This window comes from Chromobacterium sp. W521 (assembly GCF_052805975.1).
Genome location: NZ_JBRBAF010000006.1, coordinates 12,650 through 33,937, shown reverse-complemented (window position 1 = coordinate 33,937; position 21,288 = coordinate 12,650). Strand labels below are relative to the sequence as shown.

General features: G+C 62.6%; 19 protein-coding genes. 5 read left to right on the top strand and 14 right to left on the bottom strand.

All coding sequences use genetic code 11. The features are described 5' to 3' along the window. Window positions 1–151 precede the first annotated feature (151 nt). The 4 genes from ACUXV1_RS10550 to ACUXV1_RS10535 all read right to left on the bottom strand — a co-directional run bounded on the left by ACUXV1_RS10550 (window position 152) and on the right by ACUXV1_RS10535 (window position 9,645). Window positions 152–5,089: a hemagglutinin repeat-containing protein gene (locus ACUXV1_RS10550; protein ID WP_446015376.1), complete on the bottom strand. Its 4,938-nt coding sequence runs from the start codon at window positions 5,087–5,089 to the stop codon at window positions 152–154. A gap of 245 nt (window positions 5,090–5,334) precedes the next feature. Next, window positions 5,335–6,945: a ShlB/FhaC/HecB family hemolysin secretion/activation protein gene (locus ACUXV1_RS10545; protein ID WP_446015374.1), complete on the bottom strand. Its 1,611-nt coding sequence runs from the start codon at window positions 6,943–6,945 to the stop codon at window positions 5,335–5,337. Window positions 6,946–7,267: 322 nt separating this feature from the next. Then, window positions 7,268–8,335 carry an alanine racemase gene (alr, locus tag ACUXV1_RS10540; protein ID WP_446015372.1) on the bottom strand — a complete coding sequence of 356 codons (1,068 nt, stop codon included), beginning with the start codon at window positions 8,333–8,335 and terminating at the stop codon, window positions 7,268–7,270. 2 nt (window positions 8,336–8,337) lie between these two features. Next, window positions 8,338–9,645 (bottom strand): D-amino acid dehydrogenase, encoded by a 1,308-nt coding sequence (locus ACUXV1_RS10535; RefSeq protein WP_043641071.1) that lies wholly within the window; start codon window positions 9,643–9,645, stop codon window positions 8,338–8,340. A 136-nt stretch (window positions 9,646–9,781) separates the two neighbouring features. Here ACUXV1_RS10535 and ACUXV1_RS10530 point away from each other — a divergent pair, with 136 nt between their 5' ends. The 3 genes from ACUXV1_RS10530 to ACUXV1_RS10520 all read left to right on the top strand — a co-directional run bounded on the left by ACUXV1_RS10530 (window position 9,782) and on the right by ACUXV1_RS10520 (window position 12,206). Continuing rightward, window positions 9,782–10,270, top strand: a complete 489-nt coding sequence (locus ACUXV1_RS10530; protein WP_446015371.1) for a winged helix-turn-helix transcriptional regulator — start codon at window positions 9,782–9,784, stop codon at window positions 10,268–10,270. Between the two features lie 268 nt (window positions 10,271–10,538). Then, complete coding sequence (locus tag ACUXV1_RS10525; RefSeq protein WP_161523357.1) at window positions 10,539–11,666, top strand: methyl-accepting chemotaxis protein; 1,128 nt, start codon at window positions 10,539–10,541, stop codon at window positions 11,664–11,666. A gap of 72 nt (window positions 11,667–11,738) precedes the next feature. Continuing rightward, window positions 11,739–12,206, top strand: coding sequence for a YbaK/EbsC family protein (locus ACUXV1_RS10520; protein ID WP_446015370.1), 468 nt, complete (start codon window positions 11,739–11,741; stop codon window positions 12,204–12,206). A 317-nt stretch (window positions 12,207–12,523) separates the two neighbouring features. Here the strand turns inward: ACUXV1_RS10520 and ACUXV1_RS10515 are convergent, their stop codons facing one another. From ACUXV1_RS10515 to ACUXV1_RS10480, 8 genes are all read right to left on the bottom strand, one after another. After that, window positions 12,524–13,720: a tryptophan--tRNA ligase gene (locus ACUXV1_RS10515; protein WP_043641077.1), complete on the bottom strand. Its 1,197-nt coding sequence runs from the start codon at window positions 13,718–13,720 to the stop codon at window positions 12,524–12,526. Between the two features lie 82 nt (window positions 13,721–13,802). Then, window positions 13,803–14,441 carry a site-2 protease family protein gene (locus ACUXV1_RS10510; RefSeq protein ID WP_043641080.1) on the bottom strand — a complete coding sequence of 213 codons (639 nt, stop codon included), beginning with the start codon at window positions 14,439–14,441 and terminating at the stop codon, window positions 13,803–13,805. 47 nt (window positions 14,442–14,488) lie between these two features. Next, complete coding sequence (locus ACUXV1_RS10505; protein ID WP_019101806.1) at window positions 14,489–15,109, bottom strand: L-threonylcarbamoyladenylate synthase; 621 nt, start codon at window positions 15,107–15,109, stop codon at window positions 14,489–14,491. A gap of 12 nt (window positions 15,110–15,121) precedes the next feature. Next, window positions 15,122–15,688 carry a dihydrofolate reductase family protein gene (locus tag ACUXV1_RS10500; protein WP_043594594.1) on the bottom strand — a complete coding sequence of 189 codons (567 nt, stop codon included), beginning with the start codon at window positions 15,686–15,688 and terminating at the stop codon, window positions 15,122–15,124. Then, window positions 15,685–16,548, bottom strand: coding sequence for a 3',5'-nucleoside bisphosphate phosphatase (locus tag ACUXV1_RS10495; RefSeq protein WP_043594597.1), 864 nt, complete (start codon window positions 16,546–16,548; stop codon window positions 15,685–15,687). Before ACUXV1_RS10495 ends, ACUXV1_RS10500 begins: the two co-directional genes overlap by 4 nt. A gap of 2 nt (window positions 16,549–16,550) precedes the next feature. Continuing rightward, window positions 16,551–16,739, bottom strand: coding sequence for an oxidoreductase-like domain-containing protein (locus tag ACUXV1_RS10490; RefSeq protein WP_019101808.1), 189 nt, complete (start codon window positions 16,737–16,739; stop codon window positions 16,551–16,553). Next, the gene (locus tag ACUXV1_RS10485; protein WP_019101809.1) at window positions 16,736–16,951 is read right to left on the bottom strand and encodes an RNA-binding S4 domain-containing protein; all 216 of its coding nucleotides are present in this window, start codon (window positions 16,949–16,951) and stop codon (window positions 16,736–16,738) included. Before ACUXV1_RS10485 ends, ACUXV1_RS10490 begins: the two co-directional genes overlap by 4 nt. Window positions 16,952–17,151: 200 nt before the next feature. Beyond that, window positions 17,152–17,715 carry an AAA family ATPase gene (locus ACUXV1_RS10480; protein WP_446015369.1) on the bottom strand — a complete coding sequence of 188 codons (564 nt, stop codon included), beginning with the start codon at window positions 17,713–17,715 and terminating at the stop codon, window positions 17,152–17,154. Here ACUXV1_RS10480 and ACUXV1_RS10475 point away from each other — a divergent pair. Continuing rightward, window positions 17,606–17,998, top strand: a complete 393-nt coding sequence (locus ACUXV1_RS10475; protein ID WP_446015486.1) for a hypothetical protein — start codon at window positions 17,606–17,608, stop codon at window positions 17,996–17,998. The genes ACUXV1_RS10480 and ACUXV1_RS10475 overlap by 110 nt on opposite strands. Before the next feature lie 206 nt (window positions 17,999–18,204). Here ACUXV1_RS10475 and ACUXV1_RS10470 read toward each other — a convergent pair whose 3' ends face one another. Together ACUXV1_RS10470 and ACUXV1_RS10465 are read right to left on the bottom strand one after the other, a co-directional pair. After that, window positions 18,205–19,203, bottom strand: a complete 999-nt coding sequence (locus tag ACUXV1_RS10470; protein ID WP_446015367.1) for an asparaginase — start codon at window positions 19,201–19,203, stop codon at window positions 18,205–18,207. A gap of 40 nt (window positions 19,204–19,243) precedes the next feature. Next, window positions 19,244–19,978 carry a UTRA domain-containing protein gene (locus tag ACUXV1_RS10465; protein WP_194426832.1) on the bottom strand — a complete coding sequence of 245 codons (735 nt, stop codon included), beginning with the start codon at window positions 19,976–19,978 and terminating at the stop codon, window positions 19,244–19,246. Between the two features lie 209 nt (window positions 19,979–20,187). On the opposite strand from ACUXV1_RS10465, the gene ACUXV1_RS10460 reads away from it, so the two are divergent. Continuing rightward, window positions 20,188–21,282, top strand: a complete 1,095-nt coding sequence (locus tag ACUXV1_RS10460) for an ABC transporter substrate-binding protein (RefSeq protein WP_446015365.1) — start codon at window positions 20,188–20,190, stop codon at window positions 21,280–21,282. The last annotated feature ends 6 nt before the right edge of the window (window positions 21,283–21,288 follow it).

Below are 21,288 nucleotides of genomic sequence, written 5' to 3'. Positions count from 1 at the left end.
TCGCCCTGTCTCGCCCTGTCTCGCCCTGTCTCGCCCTGTCTCGCCCTGTCTCGCCCTGGCTCGCGAGATCGGAAACACGTTCTAAGGGAACAGCCCCAAAACAAAACCCCCGCCAGTTTCCTGACGGGGGTTTTCGCTTGGATCGAACGCCTTACTTGCTCTGAATGCCGCCTTGTACCACGGTCGACGTATTCTGATGCTCGGCGCGGATCAGCGGTGCCTTGCCGGAAGTCACATCGCTGACAGCCTGTTTCAGAATGCCGGACGGCGTGCTGTTCAGCTTAACCCCGCCGCCGCCGTTGTAGCGCTCAGTGGCGATATCGGTGGTTTCCACTTTGGATTCGCCCAGGTCCACCTTGCCGTTGGCGGACGAAACGGTCGCGCCGGTCAGCTGGGTCTTTCCGCCCACTTGCAGCGTCACGCCGTCGGCGCCGGCGATACCGGTGACGGTACCCACCGAGTTGTCGCGTTTGACGCTGACGTCCACATCGGCCTTCAGCTCGGTGCCCTTGTCCTGGGCATTCAACAGCTTGTCCTTCAGCGTATTGCCGCCTTTGCGCGCCAGAGTGTCCAGCGTGCCGGACTTGGCCGGTCCGGAAATCGGCTGCTCGGGCAGGGTGACGGTTTCACTGTTGACGTTGAAGCTCACCGCATTAGTGGTGTCTTCCTTCAGGCCCTTGTTGAAGGCGAAGCGTTCATACTTCTCCTTCACCTTGTCGGACGCGGCGTTGACCAGCTCGGTGCCCTTCTCTTTCACCTTGTCCTTCAGCGGGCCGGCTTTGTCGGCGGCCTGGTCAACCAGGCTGGCTTCCTTGCCGTTGGAGCTGTTGGCGCCCAGCGACACATCCACCTTCACGCTATTGTCGCGATCCTGACGGCTTTCCAGCACCAGTTGGCCGCCCACCTGGCCGGTGACGGTCTTGCCGCTGACATTGGCGCCGGCCAGGGTGGCATTGCCCTCGACGTTCAGCTCCACTTGCTGCTTGGCGGTCACGGCGGCGTTGGCGTTGCTCAGCTTGTCCTGCTGGTCCACCTTCACCTCCAGACCGGCTTTGACGTCATGCACATTCTTGGTGCTGTCAGGCTTGATCTGACCGTTTTCCTTATCGCTGCTGGCCTTGTTGCCGCCGCCGATATTGCCGGCCACGCTCCAGTTGTTGCGCTGGCTGCTGGACTGCGCCGACTCCAGGCGGACATCGCCCTGGCTGTCCAGTTTGACGCTGTCGCCCTGCAACTGGGTGCCGCTCAGGCGGACGCCGCCGCTGCCGGCCTCAATGCTGGCTTGGCCGCCGCTGGTCACGCTGCCGCCAGCCTGACTGCGGCTGGACTCGTCGGTGCTGGCGTAATTGCCGCCGACGCCCACGTTGAAGCCCTTGCTTGCCTTCTCTTGACCGTTGCTCTGGCTGCCGCCGGCTTTGACGTCGAAGCCCCACTGGCTGCCGGATTTGTCGGCGCTGGATTCGGCGGCCTTGAACTCCACCTTGTCACCCTTCAGCGCCACGTCGCCGCGGCTGGTGATCTTGTCGCCCTGCAGGGCCAGCTTGCCCCCAGCCGTCAATGCCACGCCGGCATCGGCGTCCACGCCGCCGGTCACGGCGACACTGGAGTTGGCTTGCTGCTTGTCCACGTTCACCGCCACCCCGCCGCTGCCGCCGACATTCTTGCCGCCGCCTTCGATCGGGCTGGTGGTGATGGCCAGGTTGGCCTTGCCGCCCACGGTGCGCTGCTCGCTGCTAGTGGTGTTGTTCGCCTGGGTGAAACTCAGGTCGCCGCCTGCGTTGACGCTGGCCGCGCCCTTGCCGCCGGCGATGGCCACGCCCTGATAAGCGGCGTTGTTGTCCACCTCCACCTTGACGCCGTTGCCGGCGCGGATGCCGCCGGTCACCGCGGTGGAGCTGGACGAAGCGCTGGTCACCGTGCTGCCGCTTCCTGCCGCCTTGACGTTCACATCCTCGCCGGTGGTGGTGTAGACGCGCACGCCCACATCCGCCTCGGTCTTGCTGCCGCTCTGGCTCTGGGTATTGGCCGCGGCGGTGAACTGATGGCTGTCCGCCTTGATCTCCACGGTGTTGCCGGCCTGGTACTGGGTCCCCTGGTCAGTGAGCCCGCCCTTGGCGTCCACCTTGACGTTGCCGCCGCTCAGGCTGCTGGCCTGCGCGGTGCTGGACTGGCGGGTTTCCGTGCCGACGCCAGCCTTAACGCCAAGGTCCACGCCCAGATTGGGCGCGCCCAGGTCGCCTGCAGCGCCCGCCGCGCCGATCACATCGCCCTTGGCTACTTTTTCACCAGCCGCCACCAACGGACGGGTCACGCCGCCGTAATCGGCGTTGACGCCCACTTCCACTCCCCAGTGGCTGCTGTCGGTCGTGGTCTTCTGAGTGCTGTTGGCCGCCTGGTTGTCAATGCGGCCGCCGGCCAGCTTGATGTCGCCGTCAGCCTTCACCTGGGTGCCCTGATTGCGGATTTCGCCGTCGCCGTTTCCGGCTACGATGCTGACGCCGCCCTTGGAACTGATCGCGCTGACCTGGGCGGTACTGCTCTCGGACTGACTACGGCTGTTCTTCTGGTCCACGCCCAGCGCCACGCCGGTCCTGTCCAGGCCGGCGTCGATATAGATGCCGCCGCCGGTGACGCTGCTGCTCTTGCTTTCCTTCACGGTGTCCTGCGCCGCGTTCAGGCTGACGTTCTGACCGCTGAGGGCCGCGCCGCCGGCGCCGGCGTTCAGTTTGGAACCGGTCACCGTCAGATCGCCCTGGGCGTTGAGCGCCACCTTGTCGCCGGACAGCGTCGCCGCCTGGTTCTGGGTCGCGTCGCGATCCACGCTGCTGCTGCTGTGCTCAATGCGCACGCCGCCGCGGTACTGCTTGTCCCCGGTGATTTCGCCAACGCCGCGCAACGCCAGCTCGGTGTCCTTGCTCTCTACCGTGTCGCGGGTCTGCGACGCCGCCACCTTGATGTCGCCGTTGGCGGTTACGTTCAATTCGCCGCCGGCTCGCACCTGGCTACCGCTGATCGCCACGTCCTTGGCGGATTGGATGGTCAGATTGGTGTCGGACTTCAGCTCGGCGTTGACCGCTTGCTGTTGGCTGGCATTGCCCTTGCTGCTGCTCTTGGTGATGTTGAAAGCGGTGCCGCTGCGCTGATCGGTGCGGGTTTGCGATTGGTTGACCACGCTATCAATGCTGATGTCGCCGTTGCGGCTCACCGCCACCGCATTCTGCTCGCCGCGGGCGCGGCTGCCGGCGATAGCCACGCTGTCGCCGCGCAGCGTCAGCTTGCCGCCGGCGGTCAGATCGCTGCCGGTGTTGACGGTATCGGTCTTACCGTTGTCGCGGTTGCCTCCGCCGCCGATGCCCCCCCAGTAAACCTGGTCGTTGCGCAGGCTATTCTGGTTTGTCGTCTGCTGCACGCCCAGGCCGAGCGCACCGCCCGCGTCCAGGGAGGCGTCGCGGCCGGCGGCCAGCTTGGCCGCCTTGGCGTCGATATCGCCGCGGGCGCGGATATCCAGATCACGCCCGGCGCGCAGCTGGCTTTGCGCCAGACGCTGTTCGGTGGACGCGTTGTTCCAAGAACCCGTTTCCAGGCTGGCGCCGTCGTTCTTGCGGTTGCCCCGGTCGCTGCGGGTATCGGTTTCCACCACCCCGCTCAGGCGCACGCCGCCATCGGCCTGCAGACGGATGTCCTGACCTGCGCTGACGCTGCCGCCGCGAATGGCGATCTGGCCGCGCGGCTGCGCGCCGTCCGCCGCCTGATTGTCCGCCGCCGGCGCCGCCGCGATCAGCGTGGCATCCTGCTCGGCGCGAATGCGCACGCCTTCCTGACGCTGACTGGTTTCACTCTGGTCGCGGTTATACGCCCAAGAATTTTTCCAGGCGTGATTGCTGCTGCTGGACGCGCTTTCTGCTACTTGGCTATCCAGCGTCAGATCCTTGCCGCTAAGCGCCACATTGCGGCCGCTGATGTCGGTGGCGGCCAAGGTCGCCGCGTCGCCGGCGCTAAGCGTCACATCATCGCGCGCGCTGATGACGCTGCGCTTGATGCGGGTGTCGCTGCTATTGCTGGCGGTATTGGTCTCGCCGGTTTTCCAGATGAACCAGCTTTCGTCGTGACCGCTATCTTGAGTGGTGGAGGTTTCCGCCCGGCCGCGGCTGTCGATCTGCCGCGCGGCCAAAGCCACCTTGCCTTCGCTGGCGCGGATCTGCGCGCCTTCCAGCGCCAGTTTGCCCTGGCGCGCCTCCACCGACACTTCTTGCGCGCCGTTCAGGCTGCCGCCCACATTGACGCCCGCGCCGTCCGCGGTGCTGATGATGTTGATGCGGCCGGCCTGCATCGCGCCCAGAAACACACTATCCAGCGAGCCCACGCCCTCAGGCGCCTTGTCGCTGCGCAGCACCTTGGCGTCCTTGCCTTGGTAATCCACCAGGTTGAAGCCGGCGCGGACATTAAGCTGCTCGCGCGCGGCCACATTGCCGCGCACATCAATGCGCGGCGCGATCAAATCCAACACATTGACGCCGCTCAGACCGGCGCCGTTAACGGTGAGCGCGTTGCCGTTCATCGCCGCCTGCAGGGAGGCGATGGCCCCGTTCTCGATATTGGCGTTGCCCACCAGCAGCGATGCGCGCGGGGTGTTGATAAAGCCGCAGCCGCTGCATGTGATGCCGTTGGGGTTGGCCAGCACATAGTCGGCGGCCTTGCCGAACACTTCCTGTTTGCCCAACAGCAAGGACGGATTGCGGCTGATCACCTCGTTCAAGATCACGCTGGCTTCGCGTCCGCCCAGCAGCGCGTTGGCGCCCAGCTGGCCGGCCAATTGCGACTGCCCGCCAACGGCGGAGTTATTGAACACCGCGCCCGGTTTGCCGACGTTGAAATCCTGGTACTGGTTATGCGACAGGCCCGCGGCGCTGGGCGCCACGATATTGACCACCGCCGCGCCGTTGGCGGCGTTGCTCACTTGCGGCTGCGCGCCGTTGCCCCCGGCGACGATGCCGGCCGCCATCGCGGCCTCCACCGCCAAAAACGCCAGTGTCAGCGCCGCGGCGACTTTCCCCGTTACCGATAAGCCGAAATTTATTTTTTTCTTCATGATTTGAGTCCCGTTCATTCAGAGAACAAGCAGATTCGGTCCAAAACCGTCTTTCCAGACAACCCATGCTCCGCGGGCTGAGCCGGCCTGCCAGCCGAGCCCACCCCAATGAAACATGCGTTTGATTTCGAATCTACGTCTCTTTTTAAATCAATTCAAATGAAATACTGCCAATATCGCTTAGTCGCTTTCGCGGTTAAATTCTTTCAAAAAATTTCCACGTCGAAAAATAAATACCAAAAGCATCACCAGGACAATGCAAACCTGGCGAACAGCTGATGGCCTTCCTGCTGCCAACCCGCGGGCTTGTACAAGGGCCGGCTGTATTCCAGATCCAGACTGGCCTTGCGATAGCTGAAGGCCAGACCCAGGCTGGCCCCGGCAATGCTTTGCCACTGCTGAACCGAGCGATGCGGCAGCACCCGGCCTCCGTCCAGACCAATCCGCGGCGTCACGCCGACGCCGGCCGCCTCGAAACGACGCGACAAGGTGTTGCGCCAAGACCAGCCGGTTTCCCCGGCCAGGGTATTGCGGCGGAAACCGCGCACCGCACTGGCGTCGGACACATCCATCTGCTCGACGCCGGGCAGATAGTCACGGCTGGTCTGCCCCGTTAGCGCGCTGTTGAGCTGATAAGGCCCGCCGGGCAAACCCAGGCTTTGAAACCAGTTCAGCGAAGCCTTCCACTTGGTGAACTGCGGATTGGGGCCGTCCGGCGCGCGCGGGTCCGGCGCGCTGGCGCCCAGCCAGCGCGTGCCGCGCTGCACGCCGGCGTCGGCGATCAACACGCCGCCGCTGAGTAATTGCAAGCGAGACAAACCCAGCTCGGCCACGCTCAGCGTGGGGCTGGTGATCTCGATCTCGCTGTCGAGAAAGTAATTGCGCACCCGCTTGTGCGTCAGTTGCGCCATCAGCGAGGTGGTCTGATCCTGGCTTCGGCTCAGTACCCGGTCCACTCGCAGGCCGCTCTGCGCGGTGCGGCCGGACAAATTCACCACGCTGTACTGCAATTGCAGCGGGTTCAGATAATCTGCGCGGCTGGCGAAGGCGCTGAAAGTCCAATAGCCATAGGGCAGAGAGTAAAACAGCGATTCGCTGCGGCTATGCCGCACCGCGTTGTCGTTGCTGGTGCGCTGCGCCGACACGCTGACGAAGTCGGACAAACCCAGCGGGCTGTCCCAGGACAGACCCAGGCCAGCCTGAACCCGGCCCGTGCTGTCGCGGCCGGTGTTGTCGGCGTTGAAGCTCAAGCGCCAGGGCGCATCCTTGTTGTTGCGCAAACTGAGGATGGAACCGCCGACGGTTTCGCCGGGCAAGATATCCAGCGTCGCCTTGCTGGACGGCAGCCGGTTGGCCTGGTCCAGCCCCTGGTCGGCGTCGTGGATGTTCAGCGGCCGGCCGACCACGCCGGGAAACAAGGTGACCGGGTTGCTGCGACTATCGTCGCTGACGATTTTCTCCACCCTGCCTTCATGCACGCGCAAGGTCAGCACGCCCTGCTCGTCCGGCCCTTCGGCCGCCACGCGCGCGGCGATATAGCCCTTCTTCAGATAGAGCTGGGTCAAGGCGCGGCTATAGCGGTTCAGCTCCTCGTTGTTCAGGCAATCGCTGGCCAGTTCGCCCAGAGAAGCCACTTCCTTACGGCTCAGCAGCTTGATGCCGGCCAGACGCACGCCCTTGACGCGCAGGCAATCCAGCTCGCTCATGTCCGCGGCTTGCGGCCGCCGCATCATATTGCTGTCCGGCTGCATTTGCCGCAGCCGATGTTGCTGGATGATGGCGTCGAAGCGGCGGCTGTTGTCCTGCAACAGGCGCCGCGAATCGTTTTCCATTTGCTGATGCATGCTGCCAGACATGCCGGGCACTTCCGCGGCCTGCGCCGTCATGCCCCAACAAACGATCCCCGCCATCCGCCAGAACTGGGCTGGAGATGGGTTTTTATATTTAATCATCATCGGATTCGTAACTATTTTTAAATAAAGGAAAACAGAAATTCCATGACGCGTCCAGACTAATGAGAATAATTATCAAATAATGACACTATTACCCAGCCTTGATGCCAGCCTTGCGGCATCAGCGCAACACAAAATGCAATATAAATAAAAAAGCCCGGCCAGTGGCCGGGCTTTCCTCTTAGTCGTTTGATTCTGAAATATCTTTCAGAAGATCAGAAAAAACTTATTCGAACACAAAGTGGGCGCGCTTGATATTGCACAGCAATTCATAGGCAATGCTGCCGGCGGCGGCGGCCACCTCGTTGACCGATACCGTATCCCCCCACAACTCCACCTCGCTGCCAATGCCCGCGGCGGGCAAGTCGCTCAAATCCACGGTGATCATGTCCATTGACACTCTGCCGATGATGCGCGAACGGCGGCCGTCCACCGCCACCGGGCTGCCGCTGGACGCCAGCCGCGGATAACCGTCGGCGTAGCCCCCGGCGATCAGGCCCACCCGAGTAGGCCGATCGGTGACAAAGTTGTTGCCGTAGCCGATAGGCTCGCCGGCGGCCAGTTCGCGCACGCCGAAGATCCGGCTGCTCAGCCGCATCACCGGTTTCAGCGCATCGCCTTGCGGAAAACCCGCCGGCAAAGGGCTGGCGCCGTAGAGCAGGATGCCGGCGCGCCCCCAGTCGCGACGCGACCGCGGATGGCACAGGATGCCGGCGGAATTGGCCACGCTCTCCTCCCCCGGCAAGCCCGCGGTGGCGGCGTCGAAGGTTTCGATTTGCGCCAGCGTCATCGGCACCGTCGGCTCGTCGGCGCGAGCGAAATGGGTCATCTTGACGATGCTCTCCGCCTTGCCGCTGGCCTGCAGCCGTTCCCAGGCCGCGCGGTAATGCTGCGGCAGGAAGCCCTCGCGATGCATGCCGCTGTCCAGCATCAGCCAGACTCGGAACGGCGCGGCCGGCTGCGCTTCTTCCAACATGCGCAGTTGCCCTTCGCTTTGCACCACCAGCCACAGCCGGTGGCGCTCGACCTCGGCCAGCTCGGCCGCCTCGAACACGCCCTCCAACAGCAGAATGGGCGCGCTCACGCCGGCGGCGCGCAGTTGCAACGCTTCCTCCAGACAGGCTACGGCGAAACCGTCGGCGACATCGGCCAGCGCCTGGGCGCACCGCGCCGCGTCGTGGCCGTAGCCATTGGCCTTCAGCACCGCCAATACCCGCCCGCCATGCTGACGCTTGGCCAGCAGGTAGTTGTCGCGCAGGTATTGGGTGCGAATGGCGGCGATCAGCGGCCGCATGCTCAAGCGCCCGCCACGGCCGGACGAGCCGCCGGCACCACCAGGGTTTCGCCCTGTTTGGCGTAGCGCTGCATGGACAGGCCGTCCAGGCTGATCTCCGGCTTGGCGCCGGTGATAATGTCGGCCAGCACCTTGCCGGAGCCGGCCCCCATGGTCCAACCCAGGGTGCCGTGGCCGGTGTTCAGCGACAGATTGGCGAAGCGAGTGCCTCCCACGATGGGAGTGCCGTCCGGCGTCATCGGACGCAGGCCGGTCCAGAAGCTGGCGGCCGGGATGTCGCCGCCATTCGGGTACAAATCGCCCACTACCATTTCCAGCGTTTCGCGACGGCGCGGGTTCAGCGACAAATCGTAGCCGGACAGCTCGGCCATGCCGCCGACGCGGATGCGATCATCGAAGCGGGTGATCGCCACCTTGTAGGTTTCGTCCAGCACCGTGGACACCGGCGCGCCGGCCGGGTTGGTGATCGGCACCGTCAGCGAATAGCCCTTGACCGGGTAGACCGGAATGTCGATGCCCAGCGATTTGACCATGTCGCGGGAGAAGCTGCCCATCGCCACGACGTAGTGATCCGCGGTCAGCAAATCGTCGCCGACACGGATGCCGGTAATGCGCTTGCCGTCGCTCTCAATCCCGTCCACAGTCACGCCGAAGCGGAATTCCACGCCCTTGGCGCGCGCCATCTCGGCCAGGCGCGCGGTGAACAGATTGCAGTCGCCGGTTTCGTCATTGGGCAGTTGCAGGCCGCCCGTCAGCTTGTGCTTGACGCTGGCCAGCGCCGGTTCCACCTCCGCGCAGCCGTCCCGGTCCAATACTTTGAAGTCCACGCCGCACTCCTTGAGCACGGCGATATCCTTGCTGACGCCGTCCACTTGAGCCTGGCTGCGGAACAGCTGCAGCGTGCCGCCCTGGCGCGCTTCGTAGCCGATGCCGGTTTCTGCGCGCAGCTCTTTCATTTTGTCGCGGCTGTATTCGGCCAGACGCATCATCCGGCTCTTGTTGACCGCGTAAGCGTCTTCATTGCAATTGGCCAGCATCTTGGCGATCCATTGCAGCTGATACAAGCTGCCGTCCGGCTTCACCGCCAACGGCGCATGGCGCTGGAACAGCCACTTGGCCGCCTTCAGCGGAATGCCCGGCGCGGCCCAGGGCGTGGAGTATCCGGGGGAAATCTGGCCGGCGTTGCCAAAACTGGTTTCCAGCGCCACGCCCTCCTGACGCTCCAGCACCGTCACCTCGCAGCCCGCCTTGGCCAGATACCAAGCCGTGGACACGCCCAACACACCGCCGCCCAGCACGATCACCTTCATTTTCTCTCTCCGTTTGCAGCACTACATGTCTATAGTGATTTTGCGTAGTATATTAATGAAACACTGGGTTTTTTCACCAAAGTATCGTCAGACTACAAATTTTTAAACTGCAAAATTTTATATACACAGTGAAAACATGAAGAAAAGCGCAAGCGGCGATAAGGCACTGGATAAAACCGATCTGAAAATCCTGCGCCTGCTGCAGAAAAACGGCCGCATCTCGATGACGGAACTCTCTGAAAAGGTGGGACTTTCCACCACGCCGTGCACCGAACGAGTACGTCGAATGGAACGCGACGGCATCATCGAAGGCTATTACGCCCGCCTCAATCCGCATGCGATGGACGCGGCGCTGTTGGTCTTCGTGGAGATCAAGCTGGAGGCCAAATCCGGCAATATTTTCGACGCCTTCCGTCGCGAAATCATGCGTATCCCGGAAATTCTGGAATGCCACCTAGTGTCCGGCGAATTCGACTACCTGATCAAAGCGCGCATTCCGGACATGTCGATGTACCGCAAGCTGCTGGGCGACATCCTGCTACAACTGCCGTCTGCCAAGGAGTCCAAAAGCTACGTGGTGATGGAAGAGGTCAAGGAGACCCTGCTACTGCCTCTGGGAGAATAAATAAGCCGTTTAAAATCCATGACTTGCATTTGATTTAAATCAAAAAAGTCTTGCATTCCCCTCCCATCTAAGCCAAACCACAAGCAGCGGTTTCTTGAGTAAAAACACGTAGAACCTGCTCGAAGGCTCGCGGGCTAGAACGAGACGAGACGAAAACGGCTGAAGAAGCGGAACGTACCTGGGGTACATCTGCATTCTGAAGCGGTTTTCTACGTCGTATCGCGGACGCGCAGCAGCCTTCCAACAGGTTGGCAGGCGGGAGATGAGGATGTTCGGCTTCATGAAAGCGGTGGACAAAACCGCGGACACGGCGCGGCAGGTGCGCCAGTTGGAAAGCGTGCTGGACCACGCCGATAATCTGATCATGCTGTGCGACACCAGCCGCGACAACGTGATCTTCTACATGAACAAGACCGCGCGCGACATCCTGGGCCGGCACCGGGAAATGATGAACCAGAAATTCCGAGCCGGGGTCGACGTCAATCACGCTCATGGCCACAGCATTCATCAGTTCCACCAAAATCCGGAGCACAACCGCCGCATCCTGGCCGACCTGGCCAGCCGCAAGATAGACCAGCACATCGCGATGATTCCGGTGGGCGAGGTGATGTTCAAGACCAAGGTATTCCCGATCTGGGACTCTGCCCATCCCGACCAACTGCTCTGCTTCATGGCCAGCTTCCAGGACGTGTCCGCCGAAATCCGCGCCCAAGAATTGCAGGACCATGGCAACCAGCGCCGCGAATTCCTGGAGGCGCGCGTCAACGAGCTCTCCGATAATATGCAAGCGATGAGCGCCACGATAGAAAACGTCGCGGTGCAGACTTCATCGGCGTCCGAATCCGCGGACCTCATGCTGGGCGAGGCCAAAAAAAGCGTGGCCATCGTCAACGACACCAGCCAGAGCATGCAGCAAGTGGGCAATATGGTTCGCCAAACCGCCGACAGCCTGATGTCGCTAGGCAAACGCTCGGAAACCATCGGCCAGATTGTCAACGTGATCAAAGACATTGCGGATCAGACCAATCTCTTGGCCTTAAACGCGGCGATCGAGGCGGCGCGAGCCGGCGAGATGGGACGCGGCTTCGCCGTGGTGGCGGATGAAGTACGCAAACTGGCCGAGCGCACCACCAAGGCCACCCAGGAAATCGGAGACATGATCCGTGCGATCCAGGGAGAAGTGCAGCAAAACGTGCGCGCCATCGAACTGGGGCGCGACCAGGTGCAAACAACAGAAAGCGACTTCCAACGGGCCGAAGCCGCACTACACACCATCGTTGGCGAGATCAACACCATGCGCAATTTCGTGGTGGAAATCGCCAACGCCTCGGAAGAACAGGCTGCCACCTCGCAGGATATTGCCGATAAGCTGAGCGACATCACTCGGCAAAACTGAAGTAAAAACGCTTCACAAGCGAAGGATGGGGCGGAATAATTAAACGCTCCACCCTTTCGCTTTGAGGCCATCATGAGCTTAGCGTCCGTCCAGGCGTTTTTCGCCGCCCGTCAGCTGGACATCCCCATCATAGAGCTGGAAGTCAGCACCGCCACCGTGGCGGAGGCCGCCGCCGCCCACGACGTGGAGCCCGGCCGCATCGCCAAGACGCTGGCCTTCCGCCTGAACGACGGCCGCGATGTGATCCTGGTCGCCCGCGGCGACGCCCGCATCGACAACCGCAAATTCAAGGATGCCTTCGGCAAGGGCAAGATGCTGCCGCCGGACGAGGTGGAAGCCATCACCGGCCACCCGGTGGGGGGTGTCTGCCCGTTCGGCCTCGCCACTGAGCTGCCCATCTATCTGGACGTATCCTTGCAGACCTACGACGAAGTGCTGCCGGCCGCCGGCGCCGTCCACAGCGCGGTACGCTTGTCGCCGCAGCAGTTGCACCACATTACCCAGGCGGACTGGGTGGATGTGTGCCAGGCTTTTGCCTAAGTGCCTGTCACAATCTGCTGCGCTTCGTGAGGCGTGACACGGTGAGTACCGCTTCGAAATGCTCATGTACCGTGTGTACACTCCGCTTTCTCAGCGATTTTCGCCCTGTCTCGCCTTAGCTCGCGAGATCATGAACAGGCTTTAAGAAACGGTTTACGCTCCGCTACGCCTCGCTCTGAGCCGCGCGGCCGAACCGATGCAAAAAGCCGCCGTTTGTCGCCAAACGATGGTTAACTCTTTCCCACGGCGGAACATCCGCCATGCCAAGAAAAACGCCCGGCAAGCCGGGCGTTTCACATCCATCCAGACAAAGGCGCTCAGTAGCCCAGCCCCATCGCTTCCTTGACGTCCTGCATAGTGGCGCGCGCCACTTGCTCGGCCTTGGCGTTGCCGGCGGCCACCACTTCCTTGACCAAGTTGGGATTGCTCAGATACTGCTCGGCGCGTTCAAACATCGGCTGCTGTTCGCGGAGTACGCCGTCTATCACCGGTTGCTTGCAGTCCAGGCAACCGATGCCGGCGCTGGTACAGCCCTGCTTCACCCATTCGCGGGTGTCTGCGTCGCTGTACACCTGGTGCAGCTGCCATACCGGGCATTTGTCCGGGCTGCCCGGATCGGTGCGGCGCACGCGGGCCGGATCGGTCGGCATCGCCCGCACTTTTTTGGTGACGGTGGCCGGGTCTTCGCGCATGGTGATGGTGTTGCCGTAGGACTTGGACATCTTCTGGCCGTCCAGACCCGGCATCTTGGACGCCTCGGTCAGCATCGCCTCGCATTCGGCCAGAATGCTCTTGCCCTTGTTCTCCAGCCAGCCGAACAGCCGCTCGCGATCGGCCGCGCCCAGGTTCTGGCTGGCGGCCAGGATCTCGCGCGCGCCGGCCAGCGCTTCGGCGTTGCCGTCTTGCAGATAGGCGGTGCGCAGGCGGTCGAACTCCTTGCCGGCCTTGCCTATCTTCTTCACCGCGGCGCGGGCCAACTCTTCGAAGTTGGGCTCGCGGCCAAACAGGTTGTTGAAGCGGCGCGCCACTTCGCGGGTCAGTTCGATGTGCGGCACCTGGTCTTCGCCCACCGGCACCAGGCCGGCCTTGTAGATCAGGATGTCGGCGGCCTGCAGCAACGGGTAGCCGAGAAAGCCGTAGGTGCCCAGGTCCTTGGTGGACAGTTTTTCGATCTGGTCCTTGTAGGTGGGCACGCGCTCCAGCCAGGACAGCGGGGTCACCATGGACAGCGCCAGGTGCAGTTCAGCGTGCTGCGGCACTTTGGACTGGATGAAAACAGTAGCCTGCTCCGGGTCCACGCCGGCGGCCAGCCAATCTATCACCATGTCCCACACGCTCTTGCCGATGATGGAGACGTCGTCGTAATTGGTCGTCAGCGCGTGCCAGTCCGCCACCATGAAGTAGCAATCGTGGGTGCTTTGCAGCTGCACCCAGTTCTTGATCACGCCGTGGTAATGACCAAGGTGCAGGCTGCCGGTGGGGCGCATGCCGGAAAGAATGCGGTTGGCGAACATATATGGATTCCGTTTCGGGTAATAAGCGCAACAGCGCCGGAAACGAATTCCGGCGCGTCAGGATTAGTGTGAACCGGGCGCTTTAAATCAAGGCGCGCACCAGCCCGTACATCAAACCGTAGAACGGCCGCAAAATGGTGGTCAGCAAGCCGGTGGCGATCAAGGCCAGCAGCACCCACATGCCGTAAGGCTCCAGCTTGGAGTACTTCCAGGCCATGCCTGGAGGCAGAAAGCTTTCCACGATGCGGCCGCCGTCCAGCGGCAAGATGGGCAGCAGGTTGAGCAGCATCAGCGAGATATTGATGCCAATGCCGGCCTGACTCATCAGCGCCAGCGGTTCGCTGTAGCTCGTATCCATGCCGATGGCCAGCTTGAGTAGCAGCACCCACATCAGCATCATCACTAGGTTGGAGGCCGGCCCGGCGGCGGCCACCAGCCTGCCATGCTCGCGCGGCTTGCGCAGCGCGCCGAAGTTGACCGGCACCGGCTTGGCCCAGCCAAAGATGAAGCCGCCCAGCGTCACGGACAGCAAGGGCAGCAGCACGGTGCCGATCGGGTCGATATGCTTGAGCGGGTTCAGCGTCATCCGCCCCATCATATAGGCGGTGCTGTCGCCGAAACGGCGCGCGGCATAGGCGTGGGCGGCCTCGTGCAGCGTGATGGCGAACAACACCGGCAGCGCGTAAATAGTGATTTTCTGGATCAGATTAATATCGCCCATGATGTCTCTTGTGGGTTGAAAACAGTGTAGTGAGGCAAAGGCGGCGCTTATAGACCGAACAGCGCCGGATCCCCCTTGCCGCGGCGCAGCAGTTCCACGCCCTCGGTCATATCGATCACGGTAGTGGGCTCGGTGCCGCACCAGCCACCGTCTATCACCGCATCCACCGCGTGCTCCAGCCGCTCGCGGATTTCATACGGGTCGGTCAACGGCTCCCCATCGCCGGGCAGCATCAGGGTACAGGACAAAATCGGCTCGCCCAGCTCCTCCAGCAAGGCCAGCGCCACTTTGTGATCCGGCACACGCAGCCCAATGGTGGAGCGCTTGGGGTGCAGGGTGCGGCGCGGCACTTCGCGAGTGGCTTGCAGAATGAAGGTATAGCTGCCGGGAGTGGCGGCTTTCAGCATGCGGAACTGGCTGTTGTCCACCTTGGCGTAATTGGCCAGTTCGGACAAATTGTGGCAGACCAGAGTCAGATGATGGCGCAGGTCCAGCTGGCGGATATCCAGAATGCGTTCCATCGCGGGCTTGTCGCCCAACATACAGCCAAGCGCGTAACAGGAGTCGGTGGGATAGACCACCACCCCGCCCTCGCGCAGGATCTTCACCGCTTCGCGCACCAGCCGTGCTTGCGGGTTATCCGGGTGGATCATGAAAAACTGTGCCATGGCGCGTTCGCCTCAGAGCTGCTCTGCGGCTTCCGCCGCGCGATTGATCAAATAGCTGCTTTGCAACAGGCCGCTGGCATAAGCCCGCGTGCTCTGGTGTTGCAGCCTGATGTCGCCATCCAGGCCGCTGAATAACGGAATACCGGCCCCCAGCAGCGCCGGCACTCGGTTGAGAATCAGCCGGTCCAACAGACCGGCGCGCAGGAAAGCGGATACCAGCCGGCCACCGTCCACATAGACATGGCGTGCGCCAGAAGTCCGTAGATCCGCCAGCAGGCGTGGGGGTGCCGCGGCGCTTAATTCCACCTGCGAGCGCAGCGCCGCCGGTATATCGGCCGGCTGCAGGCTACGGCTGGCCACGACCACGCGCAGGCCGACATAGGGCCACTCGGGAAACGACAGTACTTTGCGGAAGGTGGCGCTTCCCATCAGCAATACGTCCACTGTCGCCATGAAGTCGGCGTAGCCGTAGTCCTCGTCTTCACAGGCCACTTGCTCCAACCAGTCCAGCGCGCCGTCTGCGCGCGCTATGAAGCCATCTAGACTGGTAGCGAGATAGGCGCTGGTGCTCAAGCTCATGCGAGGGTCTCCGGGTGAATGATGCGCGCGGCCAGCGCGTCCCAAATGGGTTTGCAGATCGGCGGCAGGTCGTCGGTGCGGCCGACGTCGCGGCCTCCCTCGCCAGGCGCGTGGAAATCGCTGCCGGCGCTGGAGTACAGCTCGTGACGGGCCGCCAACAAGGCGAACTTGTGCATATCGTCAAGGCTATGGCTGCCGCTGGCCACTTCGATGCCGCGGCCGCCGGCCAACTTGAAGTCGTTGATCAGCCGCTCGATCAAGGTACGGCCCATATCGTAGCGGCCAGGGTGGGCGATCACCGCCTCGCCGCCGCCGGCGCGGATCCAGCCCACCGCGTCCTCCAGGCTGGCCCATTCGTGCGCCACGTAGCCGGGCTTGCCCGGGGTCAGGAATTTACGGAACACGGTGCGCACGTCCTTGACCTGCCCGCTATTGACCAGAAAGCGGGCAAAATGGGTGCGGCCTATCATTTCCGGGTTGTCGCACAGCGCCATCGCGCCTTCGAACGCACCTTGTATGCCCACCTTGATCAGTTCATCCGACATCTGCCGCGCGCGGTTGACGCGGCCGTCGCGGATGGATTGCAGGCCGGCGGCCAGCGTCTCCTGTTCCGGATCAATGCCCAGACCGACGATGTGCACGGTGTGCTTGCCCCAGGTGACCGAAACCTCGACGCCGTTGAGGAAGGCCAGGCCCCGCCGCGCCGCCTCGGCCCGCGCCGCGGCCAAGCCGTGGGTGCAGTCGTGGTCCGTCAGCGCCACTAGCGTGGCTTCGCGCTCGGCGGCGCGCGCGATCACCTGCTCCGGCGGCAAAGCGCCGTCGGAAGCGTGGGAGTGGAAATGCAGATCGATGCTGGCCATGCTCATTGTCCGTTGGCGGCGGCCTGGCGCGCGGCTTCGCGCAGTTCCCAGGCTGCCAGTTTGGCGCGGTATTCCGTCATCAGCGCGTTATAACTGTCCCAGATGCACGGGTCGCAGCCGCTGCCGCAGCAAGCGTCATCCGGCGGGGGCTCGGGCGCTTCCGGCGGCGGGTCGAAGTCGTCGTCGTTCATGGCGCCGCGACGCGGATGGAAAAGCCGTCGCCGCTCACCTGCTGACCCGCGCGGATCTTGCAGGTCTTGCGCAGTTCCACCTGACCGTCCACCCGCACATTGCCTTCGGCGATGAAATGTTTGGCGGCGCCGCCGGAATCGCAAACATTGCAGATTTTCAGCAGGTCGCACAAGGCGATGTATTCGCCGCTCAATTCAAAGGTTTCATTCATTTTTGCACACTCGATTGGGACAGGGCTGTGAGCGGGCTGTGGACAAGAACCGCAGCGCCTTCATTTTTCACGCCTTTTTACTGTCGCTTATTTTTTAATCTATTGCCGACATCTATCCACGCCATGGCAGGACAAGCTTGTGGGCCTGTTGTGGATAATTGCGGCAATTTGCTGAATTTCCAGCGCTTTCTTCTTACCGGTCAAAATTTAGGCAATTCACCCGGCCAAATCGCGGCCAGCGCTGCCCGCGCCTGGGCCATGCGCTGTTCGTGCGCGCCGCTCACCCTGGTGGCGTCAATGCCCGCCTCTTCCAGCGCCTGCCGGTAGAGCCCGAACAACCAGTCGCGTTGAGTCGGGTGGCTGCGCAGCGGATCCGGCTCCCAGGGAATGTCCGGCTCGGCCAGCAGAGTCAAGGCGTAATCGCCAAGCCGGTACAGCTCCAACAAGCCCGGGCTGCAGCGCCCATGCGCCACCTCGCTCCAGATCTTGCAATTCAATGCGGTGGTGTCGCACAACAAGACTTGGACGTCGGCGGCCAATGCCTGTTCCGCCGCCAACTGTCCTCGCGCCACTTCCTCAATAATCTCCGGCGTGGAACGATACGGACGCGTGGCGAAATAGTCGCGCGCGTATTCCGGCACCCAGGCGGCGGCAATGCCCGATGCATTCAACGCGACCGCCAGCGCGCGCGCCAACGTGGTCTTGCCGCAAGACTCCGGCCCTACGATGGCGATCTTCAACGGCCGTGTCGCGCCCTTGAACATACCGCTGCTTTCAAAATACGGAAAAGCGGTCAATTATACGCCGCTTGCCGCGCTATCAACAGCCGGACAGCTGTTCTCAACAAGCAGAGGGGACAGCCCTGTGCGCCAACTGTGGACAAGGAAGCTAAGCCCTTGCCGTGAAATGGATTTGTCCGTGCTGATCAAAAAACAGGCAAATCACTGGATTACTCACATCCAGCGTGAAAAGCCATGTGGGACAATTGTGGATAAGACAGCCAAGTCCTTGTTCCGCCAAGCGCATTTTCCGCCGCTTATTTTTTAGGCAAAACAGCACACCCCCTCATGACATAGCGGTAAGAAAACACCAGTTCCGGCCATGGCTGGCCGCCGTCGGTCACCCTGCTGCTTGCCCACACCCAAGGTGCAAAGCCATGTGGGCGAGCTGTGGACAAACGCGACAAGGCCCTGAAAAACCGACACAAAAAAAGGCCGCTCAAAAAATGAGCAGCCCGAGTAGTGAACGGCGTTTTAATGCGCGCTCATCTCGCCGCGCAGGGGCCGGGCCAGTTGCGCCCCTAGTTGCGGGCCACTAAGACCGGCGGACAGCAACACGTGCAACTTGGCAAGCGCCGCCTCCGGCGTCAGGTCCGCCCCCGCCACCGCGCCGGCGCGCGCCAGCGGCTGACTGGCGGCGTAAGCGCCCACTTCCACCGCCCCCCTCGGCGCCTGCGTGATGTTGAGCACCGCGCCGCCCCGCGCGGTCAAGGCCTTCACGCCATTCAATAGCGCCGGATCTGCCGGCGCGTTGCCGCTGCCGTAGCTCATCAGCACCGCGGCGTCCAAGGCAGGGTCCGCCAACAGGCGGCCAGCCAGCGCAGCCCCCTGACCCGGGCTGAGGAACAGGCAGGCGATACTCAGATCTTCGCGCAGCGCCTTTGGCTGAAATTCTCCCTCCCCCGGCAACCAGGCCGCCTTGTTCCAATGCGGATGGATGGCGAAGCGAGCCAGCGGCTCCGCGTTGGGCGAGCCGAAGCCGGCGAAATGCTCAACGTCCAGCTTGCGTGCGCGGCTGCCGCGCAGCAGCAGGCGATCGAAGGCGATGACGACCTCATGCAGTTCAGGCTGACTAGCCGCTTCCAGCGCGTCGGCCACATTGTTCCAGCCGTCGGAGCGCGGATGCAGCAACGGCAGTTGCGCGCCGGTCAGCACCACCGGCTTGGCCAGGCCGCGCAGGGCGAAGGCCAGCACGCTTGCGGTATAGGCCATGGTGTCGGTGCCGTGGATGACGACGAAGCCGTCGTAGTCGCCATAACGCTCGGCCAACGCGGCGATGATGCGGTTCCAGTGACGAGGCTCGATGGCGGAGGAATCGATCAACTCGTCAAATTCGACCACGTCGAAATCCAGGCCGGGACGGCGAAAGCGCTCCAACAGGCCCGGCAACAGGCCCGGCGACGGCGCCAGACCGTCCGGGGTTTCGGTCATGCCTATGGTGCCACCGGTGTACAACACTAAAACTCGGCTCATGAGATCTCCTGTAAACAGTGTCCAATGCCGCGATGGTAGCTCAATTCGCAGCCTCGGCGGCAGGACTGTCCACGCGTAGACGCACCGCATCATGCCGCCAGTATTCGTAATCGCAGTCCAGCGCAGCGCCGGCGGCATCGCGATTGATGCGCCGTATCAACAGCACCGGACTCCCCTCGGCCAGCATCAGCGCCTGGGCCACACGCCCCTGCGCCGCGGCCGGCAGGATGTCGAAAGCCGCGGCCGCGTATTCGATGCCGTAACGATGGCGATACAGCCCGGTCAACGATTGGCTCAGGTCCTGGCACTGGATGTCCGGAAAACGCTCCGGCCGCAGAAAGTGCTCCACGTATAACGCCACTCGCCCGTCCAGGCTGCGCTGACGGCATATTTTCCACAAAGAGCTCAAGGGCGGCACCTCCAGCGCCCGGCACAATTCGGGCGAAGCCAGCACGGTCTCGACGCTTAAAAGCCGGGTTTCCGCCGCCCGTTGCTGCGTGTCGGCCATTTGTTGGAAATGGTTGCCATAGAGCGGCGCGTATTCCAGGCGCGGAAAGGCAACGAACCAGCCGCGCCGTTCTTCGCGATACACCCGCCCCTCGGCTTCCAGCACGCCCAGCGCCTCTTTCAAGGTAATGCGAGTGGTGGCGAACAGCTCGGCCAGCGCGCGCTCCGACGGCAAACGACCGCCGGGCCGCAACAAGCCGCCCTCGATTTGCTGCAATAAGGCCGCGCGTATCCGCGCGGCCTGGGAAAGCGGTTTCGGTTCAGGCATCAGGACTAGTCCAACAATCAGGTCTCCGCCGGCTTTTTACCAACAAAAAATGACAAGGAAATTAACTGCCGCAAACGGCTATGGCAGTTCCTCCGCTGATTCGTCACCAATCTGCAATCAAATTGCCATGCGTCGTAAACCGGAATGTCATCTACGCGGAATACCATCAGCATCGTTTTTATTTGACCTAGTCCAAAGGGATGGATGCCATGAACAAACCGTTGCGCTGCGCCGTGCTGGGCGCTCTGGCCCTGCTGGCCAATACCGCTTTTGCCGACAACCTGAACGCGCTGATCCAGGCCGCCAAGAAGGAAGGCGAGCTGAACGTGATTGCCCTGCCCCATGACTGGTGCGGCTACGGCGGCGTGATCGCCGGCTTCAAGGCCAAGTACGGCATCAAAGTGAACGAACTGAATCCAGACGCCGGCTCGGCCGACGAACTGGAGGCAATCAAGGCCAACAAGAGCAATAAGGGCCCGCAGGCGCCGGACGTGATCGACGTGGGCCTGTCCTTCGGCCCGCAAGCCAAGGCCGCGGGTCTGCTTCAGCCATACAAAGTGTCCAATTGGAAAACCATTCCGGACAGCGTCAAGGACAAAGACGGCTATTGGTATGGCGATTACTACGGCGTGCTGGCCTTCGAAGTCAACAAGGACCTGGTAAGCAAAACGCCGACCGACTGGAGCGATCTGCTAAAGCCGGAATACAAGAACGCGGTGGCGCTGGCCGGGGACCCACGCGCCGCCAACCAAGCGATCCAGGGCGTGTTCGCCGCCGGCTTGTCCCAGTCCAAGGGCAATGTGGCCAAGGCCGCCGACGCCGGCCTCAAATTCTTCGCGCAGCTGAACAAGAACGGCAATTTTGTGCCGGTGATCGGCAAAGCTGCCTCGCTGGCCCAGGGCAGCACGCCCATCGTGATCCGCTGGGACTACAACGCCTTGGCCGACCGCGACACCTTGAAAGGCAATCCCAAAGTGGAGGTGGTGGTGCCCAAAACCGGCGTGGTGGCGGGTGTTTACGCCCAGGGCATCAGCGCTTACGCGCCGCACCCCAACGCGGCCAAACTGTGGCAGGAATACCTGTTCTCCGACGAAGGCCAGTTGGCCTGGCTCAAGGGGTATTGCCACCCCACCCGCTTCAACGATCTGGCCGCCCGCAAGAAAATCCCACAGGACCTGCTGAGCCGGATGCCGGACGCCGCCGCCTATAAGAAAGCCCTGTTCCCCACGCTGGAACAGCAAGAGGCGTACAAGTCGGTGATCACCAAGCAGTGGGACAGCCTGGTGGGCAGCAACGTCAAATAAGCCGTT